Source organism: Pedobacter sp. SL55 (assembly GCF_026625705.1).
Lineage (GTDB): Bacteria > Bacteroidota > Bacteroidia > Sphingobacteriales > Sphingobacteriaceae > Pedobacter.
Genome location: NZ_CP113059.1, coordinates 3,217,044 through 3,239,541 on the forward strand (window position 1 = coordinate 3,217,044; position 22,498 = coordinate 3,239,541).

General features: G+C 37.0%; 22 protein-coding genes and 1 tRNA gene. 17 read left to right on the forward strand and 6 right to left on the reverse strand.

Translation table 11 applies throughout. From position 1 onward, the window contains the following. Positions 1–63 precede the first annotated feature (63 nt). Genes OVA16_RS14360 through OVA16_RS14380 form a run of 5 tightly spaced genes read left to right on the forward strand, consistent with a single transcriptional unit; the run spans position 64 to position 2,546 of the window. Positions 64–348, forward strand: coding sequence for an RNA polymerase alpha subunit C-terminal domain-containing protein (locus OVA16_RS14360; RefSeq protein ID WP_267760640.1), 285 nt, complete (start codon positions 64–66; stop codon positions 346–348). Positions 349–350: 2 nt separating this feature from the next. After that, the gene (locus tag OVA16_RS14365; RefSeq protein WP_267760644.1) at positions 351–848 is read left to right on the forward strand and encodes a C40 family peptidase; all 498 of its coding nucleotides are present in this window, start codon (positions 351–353) and stop codon (positions 846–848) included. Further along, positions 848–1,408 (forward strand): redoxin domain-containing protein, encoded by a 561-nt coding sequence (locus OVA16_RS14370; protein WP_267760646.1) that lies wholly within the window; start codon positions 848–850, stop codon positions 1,406–1,408. The genes OVA16_RS14365 and OVA16_RS14370 overlap by 1 nt, the downstream gene beginning before the upstream one ends. 20 nt (positions 1,409–1,428) lie before the next feature. Beyond that, entirely contained in the window at positions 1,429–1,911 is a 483-nt protein-coding gene (locus tag OVA16_RS14375) for a TlpA family protein disulfide reductase (RefSeq protein ID WP_267760649.1), read from the forward strand. A gap of 20 nt (positions 1,912–1,931) precedes the next feature. Continuing rightward, on the forward strand, positions 1,932–2,546 hold the full coding sequence (locus OVA16_RS14380; RefSeq protein WP_267760651.1) for a thioredoxin family protein: 615 nt from the start codon (positions 1,932–1,934) through the stop codon (positions 2,544–2,546). A gap of 53 nt (positions 2,547–2,599) precedes the next feature. Here OVA16_RS14380 and OVA16_RS14385 read toward each other — a convergent pair whose 3' ends face one another. The 3 genes from OVA16_RS14385 to OVA16_RS14395 all read right to left on the reverse strand — a co-directional run bounded on the left by OVA16_RS14385 (position 2,600) and on the right by OVA16_RS14395 (position 6,479). Then, positions 2,600–3,730 carry a transglutaminase domain-containing protein gene (locus OVA16_RS14385; RefSeq protein WP_267760655.1) on the reverse strand — a complete coding sequence of 377 codons (1,131 nt, stop codon included), beginning with the start codon at positions 3,728–3,730 and terminating at the stop codon, positions 2,600–2,602. A 380-nt stretch (positions 3,731–4,110) separates the two neighbouring features. Then, positions 4,111–4,503, reverse strand: coding sequence for a DUF3857 domain-containing protein (locus tag OVA16_RS14390; RefSeq protein ID WP_267760657.1), 393 nt, complete (start codon positions 4,501–4,503; stop codon positions 4,111–4,113). Next, positions 4,503–6,479: a DUF3857 domain-containing protein gene (locus tag OVA16_RS14395; protein ID WP_267760660.1), complete on the reverse strand. Its 1,977-nt coding sequence runs from the start codon at positions 6,477–6,479 to the stop codon at positions 4,503–4,505. The genes OVA16_RS14390 and OVA16_RS14395 overlap by 1 nt, the downstream gene beginning before the upstream one ends. A 129-nt stretch (positions 6,480–6,608) precedes the next feature. Between OVA16_RS14395 and OVA16_RS14400 the strand changes: the two genes are divergently transcribed. The 4 genes from OVA16_RS14400 to OVA16_RS14415 all read left to right on the forward strand — a co-directional run bounded on the left by OVA16_RS14400 (position 6,609) and on the right by OVA16_RS14415 (position 10,789). Continuing rightward, on the forward strand, positions 6,609–7,529 hold the full coding sequence (locus OVA16_RS14400; protein WP_267760663.1) for a 3'-5' exonuclease: 921 nt from the start codon (positions 6,609–6,611) through the stop codon (positions 7,527–7,529). Between the two features lie 114 nt (positions 7,530–7,643). Further along, a complete protein-coding gene (gene kynU / locus OVA16_RS14405; protein ID WP_267760664.1) occupies positions 7,644–8,927 on the forward strand; it encodes a kynureninase in 1,284 nt (427 codons plus the stop codon). Between the two features lie 3 nt (positions 8,928–8,930). Next, a complete protein-coding gene (locus tag OVA16_RS14410) occupies positions 8,931–9,791 on the forward strand; it encodes a bestrophin family protein (RefSeq protein WP_267760666.1) in 861 nt (286 codons plus the stop codon). A gap of 95 nt (positions 9,792–9,886) precedes the next feature. Next, positions 9,887–10,789, forward strand: coding sequence for a histone deacetylase (locus tag OVA16_RS14415; protein WP_267760668.1), 903 nt, complete (start codon positions 9,887–9,889; stop codon positions 10,787–10,789). Positions 10,790–10,897: 108 nt separating this feature from the next. On the opposite strand, the gene OVA16_RS14420 is transcribed toward OVA16_RS14415, so the two are convergent. Both OVA16_RS14420 and OVA16_RS14425 read right to left on the reverse strand, forming a co-directional pair. Continuing rightward, complete coding sequence (locus OVA16_RS14420; RefSeq protein ID WP_267760669.1) at positions 10,898–11,905, reverse strand: bestrophin family protein; 1,008 nt, start codon at positions 11,903–11,905, stop codon at positions 10,898–10,900. A gap of 9 nt (positions 11,906–11,914) precedes the next feature. Further along, positions 11,915–13,525 (reverse strand): Na+/H+ antiporter, encoded by a 1,611-nt coding sequence (locus OVA16_RS14425; protein WP_267760670.1) that lies wholly within the window; start codon positions 13,523–13,525, stop codon positions 11,915–11,917. Positions 13,526–13,658: 133 nt separating this feature from the next. Here OVA16_RS14425 and OVA16_RS14430 point away from each other — a divergent pair, with 133 nt between their 5' ends. The 5 genes from OVA16_RS14430 (at position 13,659) to OVA16_RS14450 (ending at position 17,398) form a co-directional block, all read left to right on the forward strand. After that, positions 13,659–14,540, forward strand: coding sequence for a hypothetical protein (locus tag OVA16_RS14430; protein WP_267760672.1), 882 nt, complete (start codon positions 13,659–13,661; stop codon positions 14,538–14,540). Positions 14,541–14,596: 56 nt separating this feature from the next. After that, positions 14,597–15,280, forward strand: a complete 684-nt coding sequence (locus OVA16_RS14435) for a pseudouridine synthase (protein ID WP_267760673.1) — start codon at positions 14,597–14,599, stop codon at positions 15,278–15,280. A gap of 37 nt (positions 15,281–15,317) precedes the next feature. Then, entirely contained in the window at positions 15,318–16,064 is a 747-nt protein-coding gene (locus OVA16_RS14440; RefSeq protein WP_267760674.1) for a hypothetical protein, read from the forward strand. A gap of 63 nt (positions 16,065–16,127) precedes the next feature. Then, complete coding sequence (gene dinB / locus OVA16_RS14445) at positions 16,128–17,222, forward strand: DNA polymerase IV (RefSeq protein ID WP_267760675.1); 1,095 nt, start codon at positions 16,128–16,130, stop codon at positions 17,220–17,222. 104 nt (positions 17,223–17,326) lie between these two features. After that, positions 17,327–17,398 (forward strand) — tRNA-Arg (locus OVA16_RS14450). A 336-nt stretch (positions 17,399–17,734) separates the two neighbouring features. Here the strand turns inward: OVA16_RS14450 and OVA16_RS14455 are convergent. Further along, a complete protein-coding gene (locus tag OVA16_RS14455) occupies positions 17,735–18,604 on the reverse strand; it encodes an AraC family transcriptional regulator (protein WP_267760677.1) in 870 nt (289 codons plus the stop codon). Positions 18,605–18,756: 152 nt separating this feature from the next. On the opposite strand from OVA16_RS14455, the gene fucP reads away from it, so the two are divergent. From fucP to OVA16_RS14470, 3 genes are read left to right on the forward strand one after another with little or no spacing between them, the layout of a single operon-like run. After that, positions 18,757–20,037 (forward strand): L-fucose:H+ symporter permease, encoded by a 1,281-nt coding sequence (fucP, locus tag OVA16_RS14460; protein ID WP_267760678.1) that lies wholly within the window; start codon positions 18,757–18,759, stop codon positions 20,035–20,037. Next, complete coding sequence (locus OVA16_RS14465) at positions 20,038–21,750, forward strand: UxaA family hydrolase (RefSeq protein ID WP_267760680.1); 1,713 nt, start codon at positions 20,038–20,040, stop codon at positions 21,748–21,750. Continuing rightward, positions 21,731–22,495 carry an SDR family NAD(P)-dependent oxidoreductase gene (locus OVA16_RS14470; RefSeq protein ID WP_267760681.1) on the forward strand — a complete coding sequence of 255 codons (765 nt, stop codon included), beginning with the start codon at positions 21,731–21,733 and terminating at the stop codon, positions 22,493–22,495. The genes OVA16_RS14465 and OVA16_RS14470 overlap by 20 nt, the downstream gene beginning before the upstream one ends. Positions 22,496–22,498 lie beyond the last annotated feature (3 nt).

The following is a 22,498-nucleotide window of genomic DNA, read 5'->3' on the forward strand; positions in this document are numbered from 1 at the left end:
TGCCTTGAATAAAGTGCTTTAGTTTTGCTTCGTGCTTTGCAATGACGTTATAGACATAGAGAGATGGGGAAAACACTACGAAAATGTGAGAAAGGGCATGAATATTACAAAAGTAGTAACTGCCCAACTTGTCCGATATGTGAAAATGGACAGAAGCCGAAAGACGGATTTTTAGCTGCACTTTCTGCACCTGCAAGAAGAGCTTTAACAAATAATGGTATTCACTCTTTAAAAGAATTAGCTGCCTATACCGAAGAAGAAATTCTGAAACTACATGGCATGGGTAAAGCCAGTTTGCAAAAGTTAAAAGCACTATTAGCTAATGAGCAATTAGATTTTAAACGATAATTATGTTAATATTAAAACGAAGTTACTTATTATGTTTAGTGGTAATTTTTGTTGCGCTATTAGCATCCTGCGGTAGCAGAAAACCAACCGCTACTACCAAAGCCGCCCGAGCTGCCGATGCCATGGCCAATTTAAAAAGTAAGCCGCTTTATCGCTTCATTAACAACTGGACTGGCGTTAGGTATAAATTAGGCGGTTTAGATAAAAGTGGAATTGATTGCTCTGGTTTTGCGCTATTACTGCAAAGAGACATCTATGGTAAATCACTTCCCCGTAGATCAAGAGACCAGGCGGAAGCCGTAAGAAAGAAAAGCTTAGGTAATTTAAAGGAAGGAGATTTGATTTTCTTCTCTTTTGGTGGTAGAGAAGTAGATCATGTCGGTATCTACTTAAATAATGACTTTTTTGTGCATGCCTCAACATCAAGAGGGGTAATTGTTGATGATTTGACTTTGCCTGTGTACCAAAAAGCGATTGTGAAAACTGGAACATTGAACTGATGAAAAAGTTGATAGGCACACTCTTTATGCTCTTTGCTACTGCATTATTTGTTAATGCACAAGAAGTTAAAAAAGTAGGCGATACGTTAACTAATATCCGCCTTAAAAGTACAAAGGGGGTTGTTTACAATCTTAATAACAATAAAACAAAGGGTTGCATTATCGTCTTTATGACGCCAAGTTGCGATCACTGTCTTGCGTATGTTGGTAGAGTATTGGCGCTTAATGCAAAGTACCAAGCCAAAGGTTTTCCAGTTATTGCTATTGGCCCTTACGGAGATAATGATAAAGACTATCCTTATGATGCCATGCCAGCGATGAAAAAACTAGCTGAAGAAAAAGCATTTACTTTTCCATATCTGGCCGATGAGAAATTCAAATACACTTGGCTTTTTGATATCAAACAAACACCCAAATCCGTTGTACTAAAAAAAGTTAAAAACGGATTTTTAGTAACCTATATCGGTAATATTGATGACGAGCCTAACGAAAAGAAAACACCTAAAAAGAAATATGTTGAGATGGCGGTAAACAAATTACTGTTGGAGGATATTCGTTAACTGCTAAATAACAGATGTTTATGTTTAAAATTATCGTAACAATGTTGTTGGTTTTTGTAGGGTGCATTGCCAGTGCACAAGTTAAATTGTTAACTTTAAATGAATTAGAACAAAGAGTAGCCAACGGGAAAGATACTACTTATGTGGTTAATTTTTGGGCTACTTGGTGCGGGCCATGCGTAGAAGAATTGCCGTATTTTGAAAAATTGAACAATGAAAATGCAAAAAAACCATTGAAGGTAATACTGATGAGTTTAGATTTTAAATCGAAATTAAAAACTGATGTGATACCTTTTGTAGCTAAGCATCAAATCAAATCTGAAGTGTATGTAGTTAATGAAACAGACCAACAAAAATTTATCGATCGGGTAGATCAAAATTGGTCGGGCGCTTTACCTGCAACATTAATCTTAAATACAAACAAAAAAGTAAGATCATTTCACGAAAGAGCATTTACCTACGAGCAACTTACTAAAACCATATCGACAGCAATTAAACCTTAATCATTTAAATATAATTGAATATGAAAAAGTTAATATTGGCAAGTTTAACCTTATTTATGGTTACTGCGGCAAATGCCCAAACTGGTTATAAAGTAGGCGATGTAGCTTCAGATTTTAATTTAAAAAATGTAGACGGTAAGCAAATTTCTTTGGCTAGTTATCAAAATGCGAAAGGGTATATTGTGGTATTTACTTGCAATACTTGCCCTGTTTCTAAAGCTTACGAGGCTCGTGTAGAAAATTTGAATAAATTGTACGCTACAAAGGGGTATCCAGTGGTAGCTTTAAATACCAATGACCCGGTGGCTTCTCCAGGTGATAACTATGCTAAAATGCAAGAAAGAGCCAAAGAGAAGAAATTCAGCTTTGCTTATTTAGAAGATCCGGATCATGTTTACACCAAAAAATATGGTGCAATGCGTACACCTCACGTATTCGTTTTGCAAAAGACAGCTAAAGGTAACGAGGTAGCTTATATTGGCGCCATAGATAACGATCAGCAAGAAGCAAATCCAGAAAGAGAAAATTATGTGCAAAATGCGGTAAATCAACTGTTAAAAGGAGAGAAGCCTACTGTAACCAATACAAAAGCCATTGGCTGTACCATTAAATGGAAGAAAGAAGTAAGTAGGTAGTTTCTTGTAGAGAACAAAGATGAAAGAGCAAGGGTTAAGGGTACTTTATGTCTTTAATCTTTGCTCTTTTTCAATGCCAGCGTAACTCTAACTCTATCGTAACTGGCCACCTCATTTACAAAGTTTTCGAAAGCTTCATAATCATTAGGTTCAAATAAGCCATCTTTCATCATCAGTTTTCTGTAGTAAAATAACTTGCCGTCTTTTATTTTTATTTCGGCTAAATAAGTTCCGAATTTACTAGCTACTTCCATTTTTTTTGGCAGCATAACTGGTAAAATACTATCGTCTAACTGGAAAAATAAGCTATCTATATCGGTGTATCCACGTTTTAAATCTAAAGCTAAGGTTCTGTTACGTACAGACGGAACTAGCCGTTTAAGGTTAAATAGGTTTGGGGTAAAACTTAACTTTTCGTTATTGGTACTTCCGTAATTATTTATACTCACTGCTAATTTTTCTGTAAAAATAGGAACTTCGTTATTTGCCGTTAAGTTGATGGATGTAAATTCAATATTGTTAATGTCGTATAGATATTTTAACTGTTTTTGCTGTTCTGTTGGAGATTTTTTAATTAAGAAATAATGGCTATCGAACTGAGAACCGGTAAATGTAGTGGTTAAATGGCCAGAAATTTTTCCATCTTTTGATAAAGATAGCTCTGCCATACGGATTTGTTGGCTTTTGGCAGCTTCAAACTTTGGTGTTTTTAAAAGTTTACCGCCATCTTTAGTGCAGGCTAAAACCCATCTATCATCAGTAAATGAACCTAAATAACCAAATGGCGCATCTTGACTGGTACACTCCAACCAAGTAGTATCGCCGTTTAAGGGCAAACATAAAATAACATGGTTGCCTTGCTCCATACTGGCAAAAGAGGGCAATAGGTCTGTTTTTTCTTCGCCTGCATTAACCACGCAATAATAAGATTCGATACCTGCAGCCTCCAACAAACTTTGCATGTAATTTACCAGCGCTTTGCAATCGCCATAACCTAATCTATCCACTTCGGCAGCTTTAATAGGCATAAAACCACCAATGCCAATTTGTACACTAATGTAACGTGTCTTCTTCTGAAAATGTTCGTAAATTTTCTTTGCTTTGGCTTTATCGTTGGTCTCGTTTTTAACTAAATCTTTAATAAATTGAACGGTTTCTATGGGTAAAACACGTTTATCTTTCAATAAATAATCGTAGCTAAGCTTACCTAAGCCCTCCCAATTGGTGTAACTGCCTTTAAAATTATAATAGCTGAAGTTTTTAGGCGCTACTTTTACAGCAGTAAAAAAGCTTTCTGGGTTAGGAGAATAAGGCTCGTGTTTAATGGCGTTTATTCCCTCAACTTTCCATGTTAAACTTTTTTGTTTTTCTAGCGTTTTCTCTTCTGTTTGGCCTTTGTAATTGTTTGTGTAAACCCTAACCTCATCAGTTAGGTTGTAAATGAACTCATAGCTGCTTTTTTCTACAGCTACATCAAAACTAGAGATTGGTCTCCATTCTGGTATAATTAGGTTTTGTTTGTTTCTAATTTCGTACTGATAAACAATGGTGTAAGGGTAATTATTTACTTGTGGGATATAGCATTTACCCGATCATCTTCAAATAAAGAAATAGCGCTAACTGCGCTTTCATCCTTAAAATTGCTCAGTGAAAATTTGCCAGTTTGCTTTCCAAATTCGTCATAAATTTCGCCTTTGGCCGATTTGATTACCGTGTTTTTATCATAAAGTAAAGCAAGCTGAGCTTGTCTATCTCCATTTTTGTTGAGTACAGTAATACTCGTATAAACAGTTAGCAACACCTGATCCGGAGATCGCATATCTACTACGGTTTTGCTATCTCTTATAATGGCGTGCGCTCTATTTTTTAAAGCAGCTGGAATAACATCAACAGCATAGTTTTGTGCCTTGGCTGCTAAACAAACCAACAATAAAGCTAATGTTAAAATCTTATTCATTAGTTGGCTTTCGATAACACTACTTCTGATTTTTGTGCTTGAATAATTCTATTGTAAAACTCTTTAAGATAGTGATATTCTTCTGAAGTGTAGATTGCTTTGTTAAACTGCAATTGCTGATTGATGGTTAAATTATTGTCGCTTACCTCTGTTCTTACCAAATATTTGCCACCTTGGTTTGGCAATGCCATAGAAATATCGCTAGGTTTTTCTTTAACCATATAATTTTCTGGCAGTGTTATGTTAATTGAGATGCGTTCGTCGCTTGCAGCTCCCAAATCAACGGGATAATTTCTTTCATTTAATTTGAAAGGATTTTTTCTAATCGGATTAATAAAAAATGGATTAAAATAACTGACCGACTGCTCTTCGGTTCCAATGCTAAACTCAACTTCGTATTCTTCTGTAATCGAATTTTCTACCGTGTCTAAGTTGGTAATTTTAAAATTTTTGATTTTGATGTTTGATAAACGCTCATCTAATTTTTCTACATATTCATCTACAGACGAATATTTTTTAATTGATTTACGAAGATTAAGTGCATCAAAACCTGACGAATAAGAAGTTATTTTGCCATTAATTTTACCGTCTTCGCTCATTACACCAGTTAAATTATGAACGGTAGAGCTTTTTTGCGAAGCTTTAAGATCAATCCAATACGATGGTTTCTTTAGATGAATTACCCTGCCTTGATCGTTAATACATCTCAAGGGTAGTAATCCAAATGGTGCCAAAGGTTCAGATGCATCAAGCAAATAGCTTTTGTCGTCAATGTTAACTTTAGCCACTACGTAGTTAAATTCGCTCATAATTGGAAAGAGCTTGTTTACTGTTCCATTTTCGCGGGTAGATAAAATTACAGCCTCTGCATCTAACTCTGCTGCAGATAATGCCGATATCAGCGCAAAGTTAATATCTGCCACATTTCCAGAACGTTTGTCTATCACTTCTTTAACACTGGTTTCGCTATACTTTCCGTAATAATTATTCCAACGTATCTGTTTTTTGATATACTCAAAGATGGCTTTTGCTTTGTCTAGATCTGTAGCTGCATTGCCTATCACACTTGGCAAAATGTTTTTAAAAACATCTTTCTTTTTCATTTGGCCGCCAAAATCTTTGTTAGAGGTTAGTTCATAGTCAATGTCTTTCCATGATTTGGTATACTTTTGCGAAGAACCATTGAGGTAGTGTACCTCTTCCAATTCAAAGTAAATAGCAGATTTGTAGTTGGTAGGCGAGGTCATGTAATCTTCTTCAATAAAAGCTGGCATGTCTTTCATCGTAAAAGTTAGCTTAGAACAATCCATCTCTTTACCAACCACACGCAAGCATTCACGACTTAGCTCTGCTTTATTTTCTGTAAGCTTGTAAAATCCTCTCAACGATATATTGTACTTATAGTTTGCCGGTATATAGGCAATATAGGTGCTGTTAACTTTGGGTAAATCTGACTGAAAAATCCACGATCTGAAGTTGAAGAGATACGGCGTTTCTATGGTATATTGATACTCGATGATCGAATTTTTAGTGATATTTGGTAGGGTAAACTTCGTAAGAGAAAGGTATTTCGATTTTTCTTCGTTAAATATCGACTTTGTTGTCATTTCCGTTTCTACAAATTTTCCGTTTTGATAGTTAAACGTAGACGCTTTGATACCTGAAATAACTTCTTGTTGGTTGTCGCCAGTTCCGCTTTTATAGGTTGGAATAACAATATTAGCGGCGTTAAATCCTTCTTTGTTGAAAATTTTGATGCGGGCATGATACTCATAAACAAGTTTCATACTACCTGTTTCAGAATCGTAAGAAAAGCGTGTGTTGCCAAACTCATTCAAATAAACTGTGTTGGCATTACTATCTATTTGTTTATTGTTAAACATCCTGTCTTCATCAGTTAGTTTTCCATAAATAAAGTCTTGAGCAATGGTAGGATATGAAAAAAATAATAGGACTATAATTAGATACTTGCGCATAAAATGTAATTTTTAAGAACGGTACCGCAATTTAATGTAACTATCCTAATAATCTAATATTTAAAGCTTTTTTCATTAAAAAATAAAATTACGCTATGTTTTTAGCAAATTTGGAAGATATAAATCGGTATGAAATTAAATTTAAAACGCCCCTTAGCATTTTTTGACCTCGAAGCTACAGGCATAAATGTAGGGGTAGACAGAATTGTGGAAATTGCCATATTAAAAGCAATGCCAGATGGTACAGAGCAAATCTTAACCAAACGTATTAACCCAGAAATCCCTATTCCATTGGTAACTTCTTTAATTCATGGTATTTATGATGAAGATATTAAAGATGCGCCTAAGTTTGGAGATGTAGCCCAAGAAATAGCAGATTTTATTGGCGATGCGGATTTAGCTGGTTACAATTCTAATAAGTTTGATATTCCGATGTTATTGGAAGAGTTTTTACGTGTTGGTGTAGATTTAGATATGAGCGATAGAAAATTTGTGGATGTGCAAAATATATTCCACCAAATGGAGCAACGTACTTTAAAAGCAGCCTACAAGTTCTATTGCGACAAAGATTTGGTAAATGCACACGCTGCAGAAGCTGACATTAGGGCTACCTACGAAGTGCTATTGGCGCAATTAGATAAATATGAACACACAGAGTTTGAGGACAAACAAGGAAATGTTTCTATCCCTGTAAAAAATGATGTGGAAGCGCTGCATGCGTTTACCAACATGAACAAATCGGTAGATTATGCTGGCCGTATGGTTTACAATGATAAAGGCGAGGAATGTATCAATTTTGGTAAGCATAAAGGCAAAACGGTAGAAAGTATTTTTGATACCGAGCCAAGCTACTACGCATGGATGATGCAGGGAGATTTTCCTTTGTTTACCAAAAAGAAATTGGAAGAAATTTGGAAGCGTTGGTCGAAGAAAAAGAAGAACAAAAACAAGTCCGTAGTCAACAGCAAACTGCTACACCAAAGCATAACCCTCAACCAAGAAAATCAGAACCAGCTAAACCTGTTACCAATGATATGCTGGATCAACTGAAAATGAAATTTGGAAAATAGTTTTTAGGTATTAGGGGCTAGAAATTAGGAACTAGTGTTTTTCAAACTTTGCCCAACTAATACCTAATCCCTAACAACTAACTCCTATATAAAAATGACTTTCGAAAATAATTTAGCTTTTGCTCAATCGATGGACCAGCAAGATCCGTTGAGAGATATGCGAAATGAATACCTGTTTCCACAGCAAAATGGAAAACCTTTTATTTATTTGTGTGGCAATTCTTTAGGTTTACAACCTAAAGTAGCAAAAGAGGTTTTAGGTAAACAATTAGATAATTGGCAAAACCTTGCTGTAGAAGGTTGGTTTGAAGGTAACGAGCCGTGGATGTTCTATCATAAAGAACTGAAAAGACTGATGGCGCCAATTGTTGGTGCTGCTGAAGACGAGGTTTGCCCAATGAACACTTTGACCGTTAACCTGCATTTGTTAATGGTCAGTTTTTATCGCCCAACAAAAGCACGTTTTAAGATAATCATGGAAGCTGGGGCTTTCCCTTCAGACCAATATGCCATAGAAAGTCAGGTGCGTTTTCACGGTTTCGATCCAAAAGATGCCATTATTGAAGTAGCGCCAAAAGAAGGCGAGTACACTTTAAAAACCGCGGATATTATTGCAGCTATCGAAGCAAATGGCGATGAAATTGCTTTAGTGCTTTTTGGCGGTATTAACTACTTTACTGGGCAGCTTTTTGATATGGAAGCCATTACAAAAGCAGGACATGCGGTTGGCGCAAAAGTAGGTTTCGATTTAGCACACGCAGCTGGAAATGTTCCTTTACAACTACATAACTGGGATGTTGATTTTGCTTGTTGGTGCTCTTACAAATATCAAAATGCTGGTCCGGGTGGTATTAGCGGTATTTTTGTACACGAAAAACATTTCTCAGATCAATCTTTACATCGCTTTGCGGGATGGTGGGGCTACCAAGAAAAAAATCGCTTTTTAATGGAAAAAGGCTTTGTACCCGAAGTAGGTGCAGATGGTTGGCAGGTAAGTTGCACGCAAGTAATGCCAATGGCTTTATACCATGCTTCTTTACAGCTGTTCGAAAAGGTGGGTTTTATGCAACCATTACGAGAGAAAAGTAAAGTATTAAGCGCTTATCTTTTTTATATTATTGGCGAAGTAAACCATGCACTAGGATGTGAACAATTCAAAATCATTACACCACAAAATGCAGATGAAAGAGGTGCACAGGTGTCCATTATCGCTAAAAGTGACGGCAAAAAAATCTTCGATCATTTGGTTAAAAATAATGTACTTGGCGATTGGAGAGAGCCAAATGTGATTAGGTTAAGCGCCGTACCTATGTACAACAGTTTTGAGGATGTTTTTAAAACGGGCGAATTATTGTTAGCCGTTAGCAAATCGATATAAACAATGATTAATTACAACCCAAAAGAATGGCTTAGTTTTATTTTTAAGTTTCACAAGGCTGATACTTTTCACAAGCTTTGGAAGCTCATGCTAAGTGTTTCGGTGTTTTCTGGAATAATTGCCTATTTAGAGCTTAATCACATTAAACTGGCAGAAACTACCTACATCAAGAATGTGGGAATGATGCATAATCTTTTAGGTTTTGTAATTTCTATGCTCTTGGTGTTTAGAACCAATACCTCTTACGATAGATGGTGGGAAGGTAGAAGGTTATTGGGCGGTTTGGTAAATGTAAGTAGAAACTTTGCCATTAGGTTAAATGCACTTAACCTTAATGCAGACGATAAGGCTTTTTTCAAATACGCTATCCCAAAATATGCCTTTGCTTTGAAAGAACATTTACGTGAAAAACAATATTTTGGCAAAGACAACATTTTAATAGAAATTGATGGCGGAAAGCACATTCCGAACCAAGTTGCAGTAAGTATTACCAATAAACTTTTTTATTTAAGTAGAGAGGGTAAAATTACTGGAGAACAGCTGATTACTTTAAGTACAGATAGCACGCAGTTTACAGATATTTGCGGTGCTTGCGAGCGAATTAAAAACACACCAATCCCATATTCTTACAGTGCATTTATTAAGAAGTTTATCTTTGTCTATGTAATTACTTTACCATTTGGATGGGTGTTTAGCTTAGGTTATTTTGTGGTAGCCATTGTGCCGTTTATCCTATATGTATTGGCCAGTTTAGAGTTAATTGCCGAAGAAATTGAAAATCCATTTGGTACCGACGCCAACGATTTACCTGTAGATGAAATAGCAAACAATATTGAAAAGCATGTAGGGGAGATTTTAAGTTAGGGTTAACTGTTGATAAAATGAACAAAGAGTAAAGACATGATTTTTTAATAGCTATCAAATTCTTATTCTTTGCTCTTTTATCCTTGCTCCAAATTATGATTAAAATAGCCTACCACCCCGTATACGCACATCCATTACCAGCCGGACACCGTTTCCCGATGCTGAAATATGAGTTGATACCTGCGCAGCTACTACACGAAGGAACGATAGAAAATAGCAATTTATTTGCGCCAGAGTTGATTGAAGAAGCCCATATTGTGAGTACTCACGATGCAAACTACTGGCAGCAATTAAAGGAACTTACTTTACCTTATCAAGAGCAACGCAGAATTGGATTTCCCTTGGATGCACAATTGGTAGAACGAGAAATTAGGATTGCGCAGGGCACGATTGATGGTGCTATTTATGCACAACAAAATGGTGTTGCTTTTAACGTAGCCGGTGGTACACACCATGCAGGTAGTAATTGGGGCGAAGGTTTTTGTTTATTGAACGACCAAGCCATCGCTGCAAATTATTTGCTTAATAATGATTTAGCAAAGCGTATTCTCATTGTAGATTTAGATGTACATCAAGGTAATGGCACTGCCCAAATATTCGAAAAAGAAGATCGGGTTTTCACATTTTCTATGCATGGCGATAAAAATTTTCCCTTTCGTAAAGAAAAATCGGACTTAGATATTCCATTGCCAGATGGAACCAATGACCAAGATTTTCTGCATGTTTTAAACGAAAAACTCCCATCAATTATCAAAAAGCACCAGCCAGATTTTGTATTTTACCTTGCTGGAGTTGATGTGCTAGAAAGCGATAAGCTAGGCAAATTAGCGTTGAGTAAAGCCGCTTGCAAGCAACGTGATCAAATTGTTTTCGAACATTGCATAAAACACAGCCTACCCGTACAAGTGAGTATGGGTGGAGGCTATTCTGAAGATATTAAAATCATTGTGGATGCGCATTGTAATACCTTCAGAACCGCTTTTGATTTGTTTAGTTGAGAAAAAAATAGATTTGCTCGATATGCGTCATTGCGAGGTATGAAGCAATCTCTAACGCTTTAAGATCGCTTCGTACCTCGCAATGACGGTATTTTTAAATACAACAACCTACATTAAAATATTGTAGCTATTTGCAACCAAAGGTTCTGGCAAGTCATCTTCCCCAAGCATATCACGTAAATCTATCTCAATAGCTCTGCTCATAGAACTAATTGGCACATCATTGGCACTTCCTTCAAATGGGTTTTCTGTACTTTCCCCAACCTGTTCTAAGGTAAAAAATACCCAGCCAACCACCACACTAACCGGAATAGTTAACCATACGCAATTGGTTCCAATTTTAGCAAATTCGCTTAAAAAACCTAAGGGCAAAACGATAGAAAGCAGGTAAACAAACATTACATTAATACTGGCGAACTGCCTTGGGTAGGGGAAATTCTTAATGCGCTCATTTTTGCCTTGCTGGTCGTACAATTCTTTAAGCAAAGCCTGCATTTCTACATAGTTTAAGTCGTTTAGTTTGCCCTGCTCATTTAAACAGCGTAAACGTGATGATTGTAATGCTAAAATTTGGGCCGCCTTATTTTTCTTTTTCAAAATATACTCAAGCTCATCTGCTGTTACATATTTTTGAAGTTCATCAGCTAAATTTCCATCCCATTCTGGTACTTTGTAATAGGCCAAATATTCTCTGTTATAGCTTTTGGTTTTTACGTTTTCCCAACCTCTGCTTTCTCTCAATTGAAATCTCAAAGCGGTTAACCAAGCAAAATGGCGATATATCAAATCTTGATGTAAAGATTTTTCTGTACCAGCATCTGTATCTCTAACCATATCTTTTACCAAGATGCCCCAAGTGCGACTGTTATTTACAATGGCTCCCCAAATCTGCCTGGCTTCCCATAAACGGTTATAGGTTTGGGTATTTCTAAAGCCAGCAATAAAAGCTGTAGCTGTACCCACTAGCGCAACTGGTACCCAAGGTATGGCCAACCATTTCAATTCAAAAAAGTAATATAGGGCAGTAGGTATGGCGCTAATTACAATTAGGTAATAAATTTTCTTCCGCGTCCACGGGATAAAATGTTGTAATTTGTATAATCTTCCGCTGTTCATAGGTTAATGTTAGTGGCCTAAGCCTGTAATTTTTAATTCATTTAAGTCTAGTTGTAATTCTGCTTTTCTAATTTCCTCGTCAGTATACAATTTTCCTTTACGCAGAGCGAATAATTCCTTTCTTTGTTCGGCATAAACTTCAAGCAGCACATGCTGATACACATGGATTTCCTCAATTTCGGTTTCATCACACGCTAAAGATGCGAGCTGTTTTTTACCTTCGTCGATACTAGCTTCTAAACCGTCTTTATAAAATCCAATCAATTCGTTTTCTTTGATTTTTTCTAAGTGATGTTGGTTAATAATAGCCAATGCAAGTTCATCTAACTTTAATTGTATGCCTGTTTGTTGTTCTTCGCTACGTGCAATGTTGTCAATTTCTTTTAGTTTAATTAACTTGATGACAAATGGTAGCGTTAATCCCTGTATAACCAGCGTGATAAAAATAACCACAAACGTGATGAAAATAATGAGGTTACGATGAGGGAAAGCCGTAATCTTGTCATCCATTAAAAGTGGGATAGATAGGGCAGTGGCCAACGAAACTACACCTCGCATACCTGCCCAACCAATAACCAACGGACCTTTCCAGCCTGGCGAAGGGTCTTTTCTAACTTTGGCGCTTAACCACCTCGGTATAAATGCCGCTGGGTAGATCCATAAAAAGCGTAGTGCAATGGTAATGGCGCTAATAATCAGTCCGTATTTAATGCCATCCCAAATAGAATATTCTCCTAAACCATTAATTATTTCTGGAAGTTCTAATCCGATAAGTACAAACACTAAGGCATTCATTACAAAAATAAGGGTAGTCCAAACGCCAAGCATATTTAAACGGGTGCTGCCGGTTCTAAATATTTCGTGCGAGCGCCAAGAAATAAACAAACCGCCGCTAACCACCGCCATTACGCCAGAGAAGTGAAATTGTTCTGCCCCTAAAAATAAAATATAAGGCGTCATTACGGTTAAAGCAGCATCAATTGCTGGGGTAGTGGGCAAAAAGCGATGAATTACGTACATGATATTGGCACCGACTAAACCAATTACAATACCCATTCCAGCCACTAAAAAAAACTGCCCAGTAGCTTGCTGCATAGAAAATGCGCCAGTTAAAACGGCAGCCAAAGCAAATTTGAAAACAATTAGTGAGGAAGCATCATTTACTAAACTTTCGCCTTCTAATATCGTCATGATACGCTTGGGAACGCCCATTCCTTTTAACACCGTGGCAGCGGCTACCGCATCTGGCGGAGAAACAATACCACCCAGTAAAAAGCCCAACGCTAGTGTAAAACCTGGAATTAGCGACGCTGAAGTATACGCAATAACGGTAGACGTAAAAAACACCAGCCAAAAAGCCAACAAGGCTATTGGTCGCTTCCACTTCCAGAAATCGTTCCAAGAGGTGTACCAAGCAGCTTCATACAATAAAGGCGGTAAAAATATCAAGAAAATTAGGTCTGGATCTAGCTCTACCACAGGCATACCGGGAATAAAACTAATGCCCAAACCAGCTATAACTAAGAAAATAGGGTAGGCTACTTTAATTCTTTGAGCCAACATGACCAAAAGAAAAACAACAAAAAGTAACGCTAAAACTAAAAGTAAATCGTGATGCATATCATAGGTTTTGTGTACGAAAATAATATTTAGATAGTTATGAAAAAAGGTGAGGCTTTAAGATTATTAGAAAAGTCTAAATATTCTTTAATTAATATTTATGGAATGATCTAAATCTAGGCATCAATTAGATATGAAAAAACTACAAATTTTGCTAACCAACCCTTGTACGGAGAACTGGCTGGAGATGATACCCTCAAAACTAGGTCGTTATTGTGATAGTTGTACAAAACATGTTGTCGATTTAACTACAAAATCAGATGCGGAGATCATTGAGTTTTTTAGCAAAAAGAGGTCAAACGTTTGTGGAAGATTATCATCATCTCAATTAAATAGAGAGCTAACTATTCCTCAGCAAAAGAATAATAGTTTACATTGGTTATTAGGATTTGCCCTGACAGCAAGCGCCGTTATTCCAACAACAAGTTTAAAAGCTCAAAAGAGCACTAGCGTTACTGATAATCAAACAACTTTTTCAAATCCAAAAATCTTAGTCGCGAAATCTTCGCAATTAGCAGCTACTGATATCAAAGGAAAGGTTACGGATATGAATGGAAATCCATTGGCTAATGTGAAAATCAGTAGAAAAGGATTTCTAAATGTAATTGCACATACGGATAGCTTAGGGCTTTTTAAAATCAAATTAAAAGTTGAAGAACGAATTCATCCGTTAGTTTTTGAACTAGGAGGATACGATATTATGGAACAAGTTATCAGTACAAGTATGCTAGTTAAATTACGCGAAGCACCTGCAATAATGCTTGGAGGCCTGCACGTTGTAGATACTACAACACTTCCATTGTATGTGGTAGCTGTAGGTAAACAGACATGCACTTTAAAAAATGACGACTTTCCAAAGATTGATCCAAATTGGATAGAAAATGTAGAGGTATTGAAAGATGCTAAAGCAACGGCTACGTATGGCTCAAAAGCCAAGAACGGGGTAATTATCGTCAATCTAAAAGAAGAATACGCCAATAAAATCAACTTCTCTAAAGGAAGAATTAAGAAATAATTCAGCCTGTAAAAATTGATTAATCTGTAAATAACAATATTCTCTATCTTCGCCTTGTGTTAGAAATAGTATATCAAGACGAATACCTTATCGCCATCAATAAACCCCACGGCTTGTTGGTGCACCGCTCTAAGATAGCTGATGATGCCAAAGAGTTTGCCTTACAGCTATTAAGGGATCAAGTAGGTAGACATGTAAACCCAACCCATAGATTGGATAGAAAAACGGGCGGAGTATTGCTCTTTGCTTTCGATAAAGAAACAGAAATTGCTATGCAAAAACAGTTTCAGGAAAGTTTGGTAGATAAGAACTATTTAGCCATTGTAAGAGGTTATGCGCCTTTAGAAATGGAAATTGATTATCCTTTAGCCAAGGAAAATGGAACGCTGCAAGAAGCACAAACCAGTTTTGTTACCTTACAACAGTCAGAAATTCCTTTAGAAATAGGCAAACATCCAACATCGAGATATAGCTTGGTAAAAGCCAATCCAAAAACTGGTAGAATGCACCAATTACGCAAACACTTTGCACATATTTTTCATCCCATTATTGGCGATAGGCCACATGGTTGCAACAAGCAAAATCGTTATTTTAAAGAACATTTACAAATGAACACCATGCTGTTGCACGCTTTGGATTTAACATTTATTCATCCTGTTACTAAAGAAAAAATTACCATTAAGGCCAATGTACAAGACGAATTTAAACGGATGATGGAGCTAATGAATTTTACGCTTTAAACAATTTTATGCCATTATTTGTGTTATTAGTAGAATTATGCCATTAAAATACAAGCTACTTACGCTTCTCGCTGTTATTTTGTTAGCTAGCGGTTGCTCATCTATTTATATGCCTGGCGTGCCAAATACGCCTATGTTAACCACCAAAGGCGAAGTGGCTGCTGGTGCGCATGTTTCGCTAAGAGGAAATGTAAATATCAATACAGCTTATGCGTTTAGCGACAACCTTGCGGCCATGGTCAATTTCGGAGCTATGAACAGCGAACGTAGAAAACGAGATGTTAAACACAATTATTTCGAATTTGGCGGAGGGTATTTCAAGACTTTTGGACCCGAAGACAATAGGATTTTAGAGTTTTATGCCGGCATGGGCACGGCAAGCAGTAAACGTGTGGTTAGAAACTTTGATGACGGGATTTTAATTAACACAGATATTTACGATGCCGATTATACCAAAATGTTTGTACAAGCCAACTACAGTTCTAAAAAAACAAGTAAAGTGAGGTTGTTAGGCGTAGATTTTGGTCTTAACTACGGAACCGCTTGGCGTTTAAGTTTTGCTTCTACCAAAGATTTTAAATTAAACGGTGTGCCACAAATTAACGAGGATAATATATTTATTGAACCCGTTTTCTTTACTAGAATGGTTTTAAGCGATCAATTTCAACTACAATATACTAGCGGAAGTAACATTGGTTTGCGAAGTCGCAAGTTTTTAAATGCTGGTCATTCTGTATTTACCATTGGTGCCGTTATTAATGTAGGTGGTAAGCAGAAAAACTAAATATATTAGCTAATCTTTCTTAAATTTGAGCCAGTCTAACTTACAAAAGGTTATATTCTGGTAATGGAAAAAGAAGCTAAAAAAATTAGAAAAATCATTCATATCGATATGGATGCTTTTTATGCTTCGGTAGAACAGCGAGATTTTCCAGAACTGCGAGGCAAGCCCTTGGTGGTTGGTGGCTCGCCAGAAGGTAGGGGTGGTGTGGTTGCTACTTGCAGCTACGAGGCCAGAGCTTTCGGCATTAGATCTGCCATGTCATCTAAAAAAGCACAGCAACTTTGTCCGTATGCCATCTTCGTATATCCCAGGTTTGCGGCTTATAAAGAGGTTTCTAGACAAATTAGGGAAATTTTCAGTAGATATACCGATTTAATAGAACCACTTTCTTTAGACGAGGCTTATTTGGATGTTACCGAAGATAAATTGAACATTGGCTCTGCCATAACCATTGCCGAAGAGATTAAGAAAGCCATTAAAGATGAACTCAATTTAACCGCATCTGCGGGCATTTCCATTAATAAATTCGTGGCAAAAATTGCTTCAGATATGAATAAGCCCGATGGTTTAACTTTTATTGGCCCTTCAAAAATTGAAAAATTTATGGAGAAACTGCCGGTAGAAAAATTTCATGGTGTGGGTAAAGTTACCGCAGAGCGGATGAAAATGCAGGGCATTAGAAAGGGCAGCGATTTAAAGAAACTTACCGAAGAACGATTGACTTTGCTTTTCGGCAAATCGGGTAAGTTTTTTTACAACATTGTTAGAGGAATTGACAATAGAGCAGTAAAGCCCGATCGGGAAATTAAATCCATTAGCTCTGAAGATACCTTTGGTTACGATTTGGATAAAGGAAGTGAACTTTACGAGCGTTTAATGCAAATTACCCAATCTGCCTTTAAACGTGTAAGCCAATACCAATTATACGGAAGAACTATTACCGTGAAAGTAAAGTTTGCAGATTTTAAGCAAATTACCAAGAGTAACTCATTTGAGCAGGCCATAGTTAATGAAGACGAAGCCATTTTAGCAGCAAGAGTATTGGTAGAAAATGCCGATTTTGATGGTAAAAGTGTTCGTTTACTCGGAGTTAGCTTTTCTAATTTTAGCGAACCTAAAACGCGTAATAGGATAGAAGAACAACGATTGTTATTCTAAATTCATTCGTTAAAAATTAAATAAACATTTATTCCACTAAAAATTAATTGTTCTGCAATTTGAGTTTAGGAAACAAAAGTTCAGTTAACTATATTTGCAGCCTTGCTCCCGTAGTTCAATGGATAGAATTATGGTTTCCGGTACCATCGATATGAGTTCGAATCTCGTCGGGAGCACCCAAAACGTCCTTAGCACAACTAAGGACGTTGTTTGTTTTAGTAGCCAATAACTTTATTTAAAAGATGTGAAGGATAATCACATCTTTTTGTTTTTTAAGCCTTATATACCATATTTTGTGGCATCTTTTTTTCAATAACATGGAGGGGAAAAAAGAATTCTGCAATTATTATGGGTAACCTGATGGGTGGCAATAAAGGAACAAATTGCCTATGTATATACCTCGATATGGCAAAAGCAGGTTTTACACTCTGGCAATTGATCAGCATTTTGAGATGAGCCATTTATTGATTATAGTGGGTTTTAGCCGTATATTGTCTGATAATTTTGAGAGGTTAAGGGCTTATAAAATTTCTTTGGTATTGCAAAGGACTTTTGCCAGTAACTTTCTTAAAACATTTGTGAAAACTTGCAAAATTGTTGAAGCCACTTTCGAAACAAACTTCGTTAATTCTGAATTTGTTTTCGATTAGCAATTTGCAGGCCTGGCCAACACGGATTTCGTTCACAAAATCGGTATAGTTCTTTCTACTTCTTGATTTAAAAAACTTGCAAAACGTATTCGGGCTAACTTTAGCTACCTCGGCAATTTCGGCCAAGGTTATTTTTCTTTTGTAATGATTTAAAGTGTAATTATAGATGTTTTGGATTTGGTCTTGCTCTTCACTCAGGTAGGTGTATTTGAAACCCATTGATGCAATGGCAGAAAGTTCACTATTACGGCTACTAATTTCAAATAAAGCTTCTAACAAATATAGTAACCGCCTACTATGTTCTGTTTCTACGGTTTTTTCAATAAGATTGATAACGTTATGGATGTTTGGTAGCGTAATTTGCAGTCCTCGGGATGAATTAGAAATCAGCTTTTTTAACTCTCTATTTTCGGGAACTTCTAAGAACTGCTGACCTAAAAAATGCGGGTGGAAATGAATTACGTAAATATCTGCAGACTTGCCGTTAGCCAAAAAGTAATCTTGATCGAAACGCCAATAGTGTGGTAGGTTAGAGCCTACCAAAACCACGTCTCCACTTTTAAACCTACTAATATTATCGCCGATAAATTGTGTGCCTTCTCCTGCTGCAAAATAAACTAGTTCTAATTCTTCATGATAATGCCAAATACTATTAACCGTTGGAGTTAAATCTCTACGAGCACTGAAGCTTTCAATTTCTGGAGATTGTATTTTTAATAATTTAGGCTTCATTTATAATCAATAAAAAATTAGCGATTTTGATAGTATTGTTAAGTTTGTAATTCATTTTAAGACAAAATAGCTTAATAAATTGGCAATTTCAGATATTTTTTAATTATTTTTTTATAGTTAATTTGTAATACAACCAAATATAAAACCAAACAATGAATCTCCCTAACCAAACATTTGCAGCGCAAGATGAGCAGGCACCACCATCGCCAAAGCAATATCTTTTTCCGTTAATATTAATTACAAGTTTGTTCTTTTTTTGGGGCTTTGTGCACAACCTAGATCCAATTCTAATTCCGCATTTGCGTAAAGCATTTAAGTTAACAGATTTAGAGTCATCACTGGTAGATTTTTCTGTGTTCATCGCCTATTTTGTAATGGCCATACCTGCAGGTTATTTGATGCGTAAATGGGGCTACAAAACTGGAATTATAGTGGGGCTTTTGCTTTTTGGGATTGGCTCTTTTCTGTTTATTCCGGCGGCAGATACAAAAATGTACGTTTTCTTTTTGGGAGCACTATTTGTAATTGCTTGTGGTTTAGCGGTTCTAGAAACGGCGGCAAATCCGTATGTTACGATATTAGGTCCAGCTAAAACTGCAGATCTTCGCCTTAATTTCTCGCAATCTTTTAACGGTTTGGCTGCATTTTTGGCACCAATTATCGGTGCTAAGTACATTTTTACTGATGCAGGATATACCGAAGCTCAGGTTGCTGCAATGAGCCCACAAGCTTATGATGCCTACGTGGCTGCAGAGGCTGCCAGTGTAAAAGGTCCTTATACTGTACTTGGGGTAATTATTATTTTGGTGTTGGTACTTTTTATTTTTACCAAATTACCAGATATCAAATCAGACCCTAAAGAGGGAAAATCTAAAATAAGCGATGCTTTAAAGTTTATGAACCTACGTTGGGGCATTGTTGCGCAGTTTTTTTATGTAGGTGCACAAGTTTGTGTATTAAGTTTTTTTGTACGTTTTGTGGTAGTATCGGCAGGCATTGATGAAAAAGCTGCCGCCATTTACGCTGGTTTTGCTGGCCTTGCTTTCATGCTCGGACGTTTCGTAGGTACACTATTCATGAAGTATCTTCCCTCGAAAAAGCTACTGCTTATCTACTCCGTTATCTGCATGTTGTTAACGTTAGTTGCCATATTTGCAAGTGGTTCAATTACGATCTACGCATTAATTGGAGTATCTTTTTTCATGTCAATTATGTTTCCAACCATATTCTCACTAGGCATTGGCGGTTTGGGCGAACATACCAAAACCGGCTCGTCGCTTATTGTGATGGCAATAGTTGGTGGTGCAATTTTACCGCTGTTCTTAGGCTATATTTCTGATGTCACGCAGAACATTCAGTATGGCTACATTGTGCCATTAATATGTTTTGCCGTTGTGTTTTTGTTTGCTAAAAATGTTAAAGCTCCATTATAAATGAGTTCGAAAGTATTAAAAATAGATAGTAGAGATAATGTGCTTGTGGCGCTATCAGATTTGTTGCAAGGTTCAAGTATAGCGTTCGAAGGCAAGCAATATGCGTTGTTAGAAGATATTCCAGCAAAACATAAATTCTTTATGAATGATATGTCGGCAGGAGAAGAAATTTTTATGTATGGTGTATTGGTTGGTAAGGTTCAGTTTCCTGTAAAAACGGGCAGTAGAATGACGGTAGAAAATACCAAACATGCTGCAGATCCCTATCAATATCGTAAATCGAATTACCAATGGCAAGCGCCAGATATTAGTAAATTTGAAAACAAAACTTTTTTAGGTTATCATCGTGAAAACGGTGAAGTTGGAACAGCAAATTATTGGTTGTTTATCCCAACAGTTTTCTGCGAAAATCGCAATTTGGATATCATTAAAGAAGCCTTGTACAAAGAGCTTGGTTATGCGGTAGACGATAAATACAAGAACTATACCCATGCACTTTTAGAGGCTTATCAGCAAGGTGGTAATATCGAAGAGATTGATTTACAGCCCAGCGCAAATCATAGCGCTAGACCTTTTAAAAATGTTGATGGTATCAAGTTTCTGAACCATAGTGGCGGCTGTGGAGGTACCAGGCAAGATGCAAATACCTTAAGTAAATTGTTGGCGGCCTATGCTAACCATCCAAATGTAGCAGGTGTAACTGTTTTAAGCTTGGGTTGCGAGCATTTGCAGGCTAAACAATTTAAAGATGATTTGCTGGCGATAAATCCGGACTTCAACAAACCAATTATCCTTTTAGGGCAACAACAGAGTTTGAGCGAAGAAGAGTTGTTGAAAGAAACGCTTAAAGAAACTTTTAAAGGCTTGGTTGAAATTAATAAAATAGAAAGAAAACCTGCACCTTTAAATAAATTGTGTGTTGGTGTAAAGTGTGGCGGTAGCGACGGTTTTAGCGGTATTTCGGCTAATCCTGCGGTAGGGCATTGTGCCGATTTGTTGGTAGCTTTAGGTGCAAAAGTACTTTCTGCTGAGTTTCCTGAACTATGTGGCGTAGAGCAAGAATTAATTGACAGAATGCCAGAAGAAAAAACTGCTAGAAAGTTCATCAAACTGATGAGTGAATATGATGATTTGGCGCACAAAGTAGGCTCTGGTTTTTACATGAACCCATCGCCAGGAAATATTAAAGACGGATTAATTACCGATGCCATTAAATCTGCAGGTGCTGCAAAAAAAGCTGGTACTTCGCCTGTAGTAGATGTATTAGATTATACCGAACCAGCTACAAAGCCGGGCTTAAGTTTGGTTTGTACACCTGGTAACGATGTAGAAGCTACCACCGGAAAAGCAGCGGCAGGAGCAACCTTAATTCTGTTTACTACTGGCTTGGGCACGCCTACAGGAAATCCTGTTTGCCCTACTATTAAAGTGGCCACCAATAGTAAATTGGCTATAAAAATGGCTGATATTATCGACATCGATACCGGACCCATTATTGAAGGACGCAAGACAATTGCAGAAATGGGCGAAGATATATTGACCTATTGTATTGAAGTTGCCAGTGGTAGGGAGGTGCCAAAAGCTGTACAATTAAATCAAGACGATTTTATACCTTGGAAAAGAGGGGGTGTCGTTGTAGAGGAACAAAATTTTGTGCCTCTAGCAACAGGCAAATACATCAAAAACGAAAAATATGTTATCATTAAAAAATAAAACAGCGGTAATTACAGGCGGTGGCAGCGGAATTGGCAAAGCGATATCGCAGTTGTTTGCCAAACAAGGTGCTGTAGTACATATTGTTGAGCTTACTACGGAAGCGGGGCAACAAGCTGCTGACGAAATCAACGCACTGGGTGGAAATGCTACTGTTCATGCTTGTAACGTTGCAAATCATCAGCAAGTACTAAATGTTTTCGATAAAATTGGAAACGTTCATATATTGGTAAACAATGCGGGTATTGCACACGTTGGCAAAGCTGATACTACCGCCGAAGAAGATTTTGACAGAGTGATAAATGTAAACGTTAAAGGGGTTTACAATTGTTTGTTTGCTGCAATTCCGAAAATGAAAGCCGCTGGTGGTGGTGCAATTTTAAATATGGCATCTATTGCAGCTTTGGTGGGCATCCCAGATCGGTTCGCCTATAGTACCACAAAAGGTGCGGTAAAAGCAATGACTATGAGCGTAGCTAAAGATTACCTGACTGACAACATCAGGTGTAATTCCGTATCGCCAGCTCGTGTACACACCCCTTTTGTAGACGGGTTTCTACAGAAAAACTATCCAGAAAATATGGAAGAAATGTTCGATAAGCTTTCAAAAACGCAACCTATTGGACGTATGGGATTGCCTTCCGAAGTTGCTACATTAGCACTATACTTATGTAGTGATGAGGCTGCTTTTATTACTGGCTGCGATTATCCAATAGATGGTGGATTTACAACTTTAAACAACTAAAAT

Excerpts from the sequence above, each read along its gene's own strand:
- OVA16_RS14365 (WP_267760644.1), top strand. The coding sequence starts at position 351 with ATGTTAATATTAAAACGAAGTTACTTATTATGTTTAGTGGTAATTTTT.
- OVA16_RS14465 (WP_267760680.1), top strand. The coding sequence starts at position 20,038 with ATGAGTTCGAAAGTATTAAAAATAGATAGTAGAGATAATGTGCTTGTG.
- OVA16_RS14420 (WP_267760669.1), bottom strand. The coding sequence starts at position 11,905 with ATGAACAGCGGAAGATTATACAAATTACAACATTTTATCCCGTGGACG.
- OVA16_RS14390 (WP_267760657.1), bottom strand. The coding sequence starts at position 4,503 with ATGAATAAGATTTTAACATTAGCTTTATTGTTGGTTTGTTTAGCAGCC.
- OVA16_RS14400 (WP_267760663.1), top strand. The coding sequence starts at position 6,609 with ATGAAATTAAATTTAAAACGCCCCTTAGCATTTTTTGACCTCGAAGCT.
- OVA16_RS14395 (WP_267760660.1), bottom strand. The coding sequence starts at position 6,479 with ATGCGCAAGTATCTAATTATAGTCCTATTATTTTTTTCATATCCTACC.
- OVA16_RS14380 (WP_267760651.1), top strand. The coding sequence starts at position 1,932 with ATGAAAAAGTTAATATTGGCAAGTTTAACCTTATTTATGGTTACTGCG.
- OVA16_RS14440 (WP_267760674.1), top strand. The coding sequence starts at position 15,318 with ATGCCATTAAAATACAAGCTACTTACGCTTCTCGCTGTTATTTTGTTA.
- OVA16_RS14410 (WP_267760666.1), top strand. The coding sequence starts at position 8,931 with ATGATTAATTACAACCCAAAAGAATGGCTTAGTTTTATTTTTAAGTTT.
- OVA16_RS14375 (WP_267760649.1), top strand. The coding sequence starts at position 1,429 with ATGTTTAAAATTATCGTAACAATGTTGTTGGTTTTTGTAGGGTGCATT.
- OVA16_RS14430 (WP_267760672.1), top strand. The coding sequence starts at position 13,659 with ATGAAAAAACTACAAATTTTGCTAACCAACCCTTGTACGGAGAACTGG.
- OVA16_RS14415 (WP_267760668.1), top strand. The coding sequence starts at position 9,887 with ATGATTAAAATAGCCTACCACCCCGTATACGCACATCCATTACCAGCC.
- OVA16_RS14370 (WP_267760646.1), top strand. The coding sequence starts at position 848 with ATGAAAAAGTTGATAGGCACACTCTTTATGCTCTTTGCTACTGCATTA.
- dinB (WP_267760675.1), top strand. The coding sequence starts at position 16,128 with ATGGAAAAAGAAGCTAAAAAAATTAGAAAAATCATTCATATCGATATG.
- OVA16_RS14455 (WP_267760677.1), bottom strand. The coding sequence starts at position 18,604 with ATGAAGCCTAAATTATTAAAAATACAATCTCCAGAAATTGAAAGCTTC.
- fucP (WP_267760678.1), top strand. The coding sequence starts at position 18,757 with ATGAATCTCCCTAACCAAACATTTGCAGCGCAAGATGAGCAGGCACCA.
- OVA16_RS14425 (WP_267760670.1), bottom strand. The coding sequence starts at position 13,525 with ATGCATCACGATTTACTTTTAGTTTTAGCGTTACTTTTTGTTGTTTTT.
- kynU (WP_267760664.1), top strand. The coding sequence starts at position 7,644 with ATGACTTTCGAAAATAATTTAGCTTTTGCTCAATCGATGGACCAGCAA.
- OVA16_RS14470 (WP_267760681.1), top strand. The coding sequence starts at position 21,731 with ATGTTATCATTAAAAAATAAAACAGCGGTAATTACAGGCGGTGGCAGC.
- OVA16_RS14360 (WP_267760640.1), top strand. The coding sequence starts at position 64 with ATGGGGAAAACACTACGAAAATGTGAGAAAGGGCATGAATATTACAAA.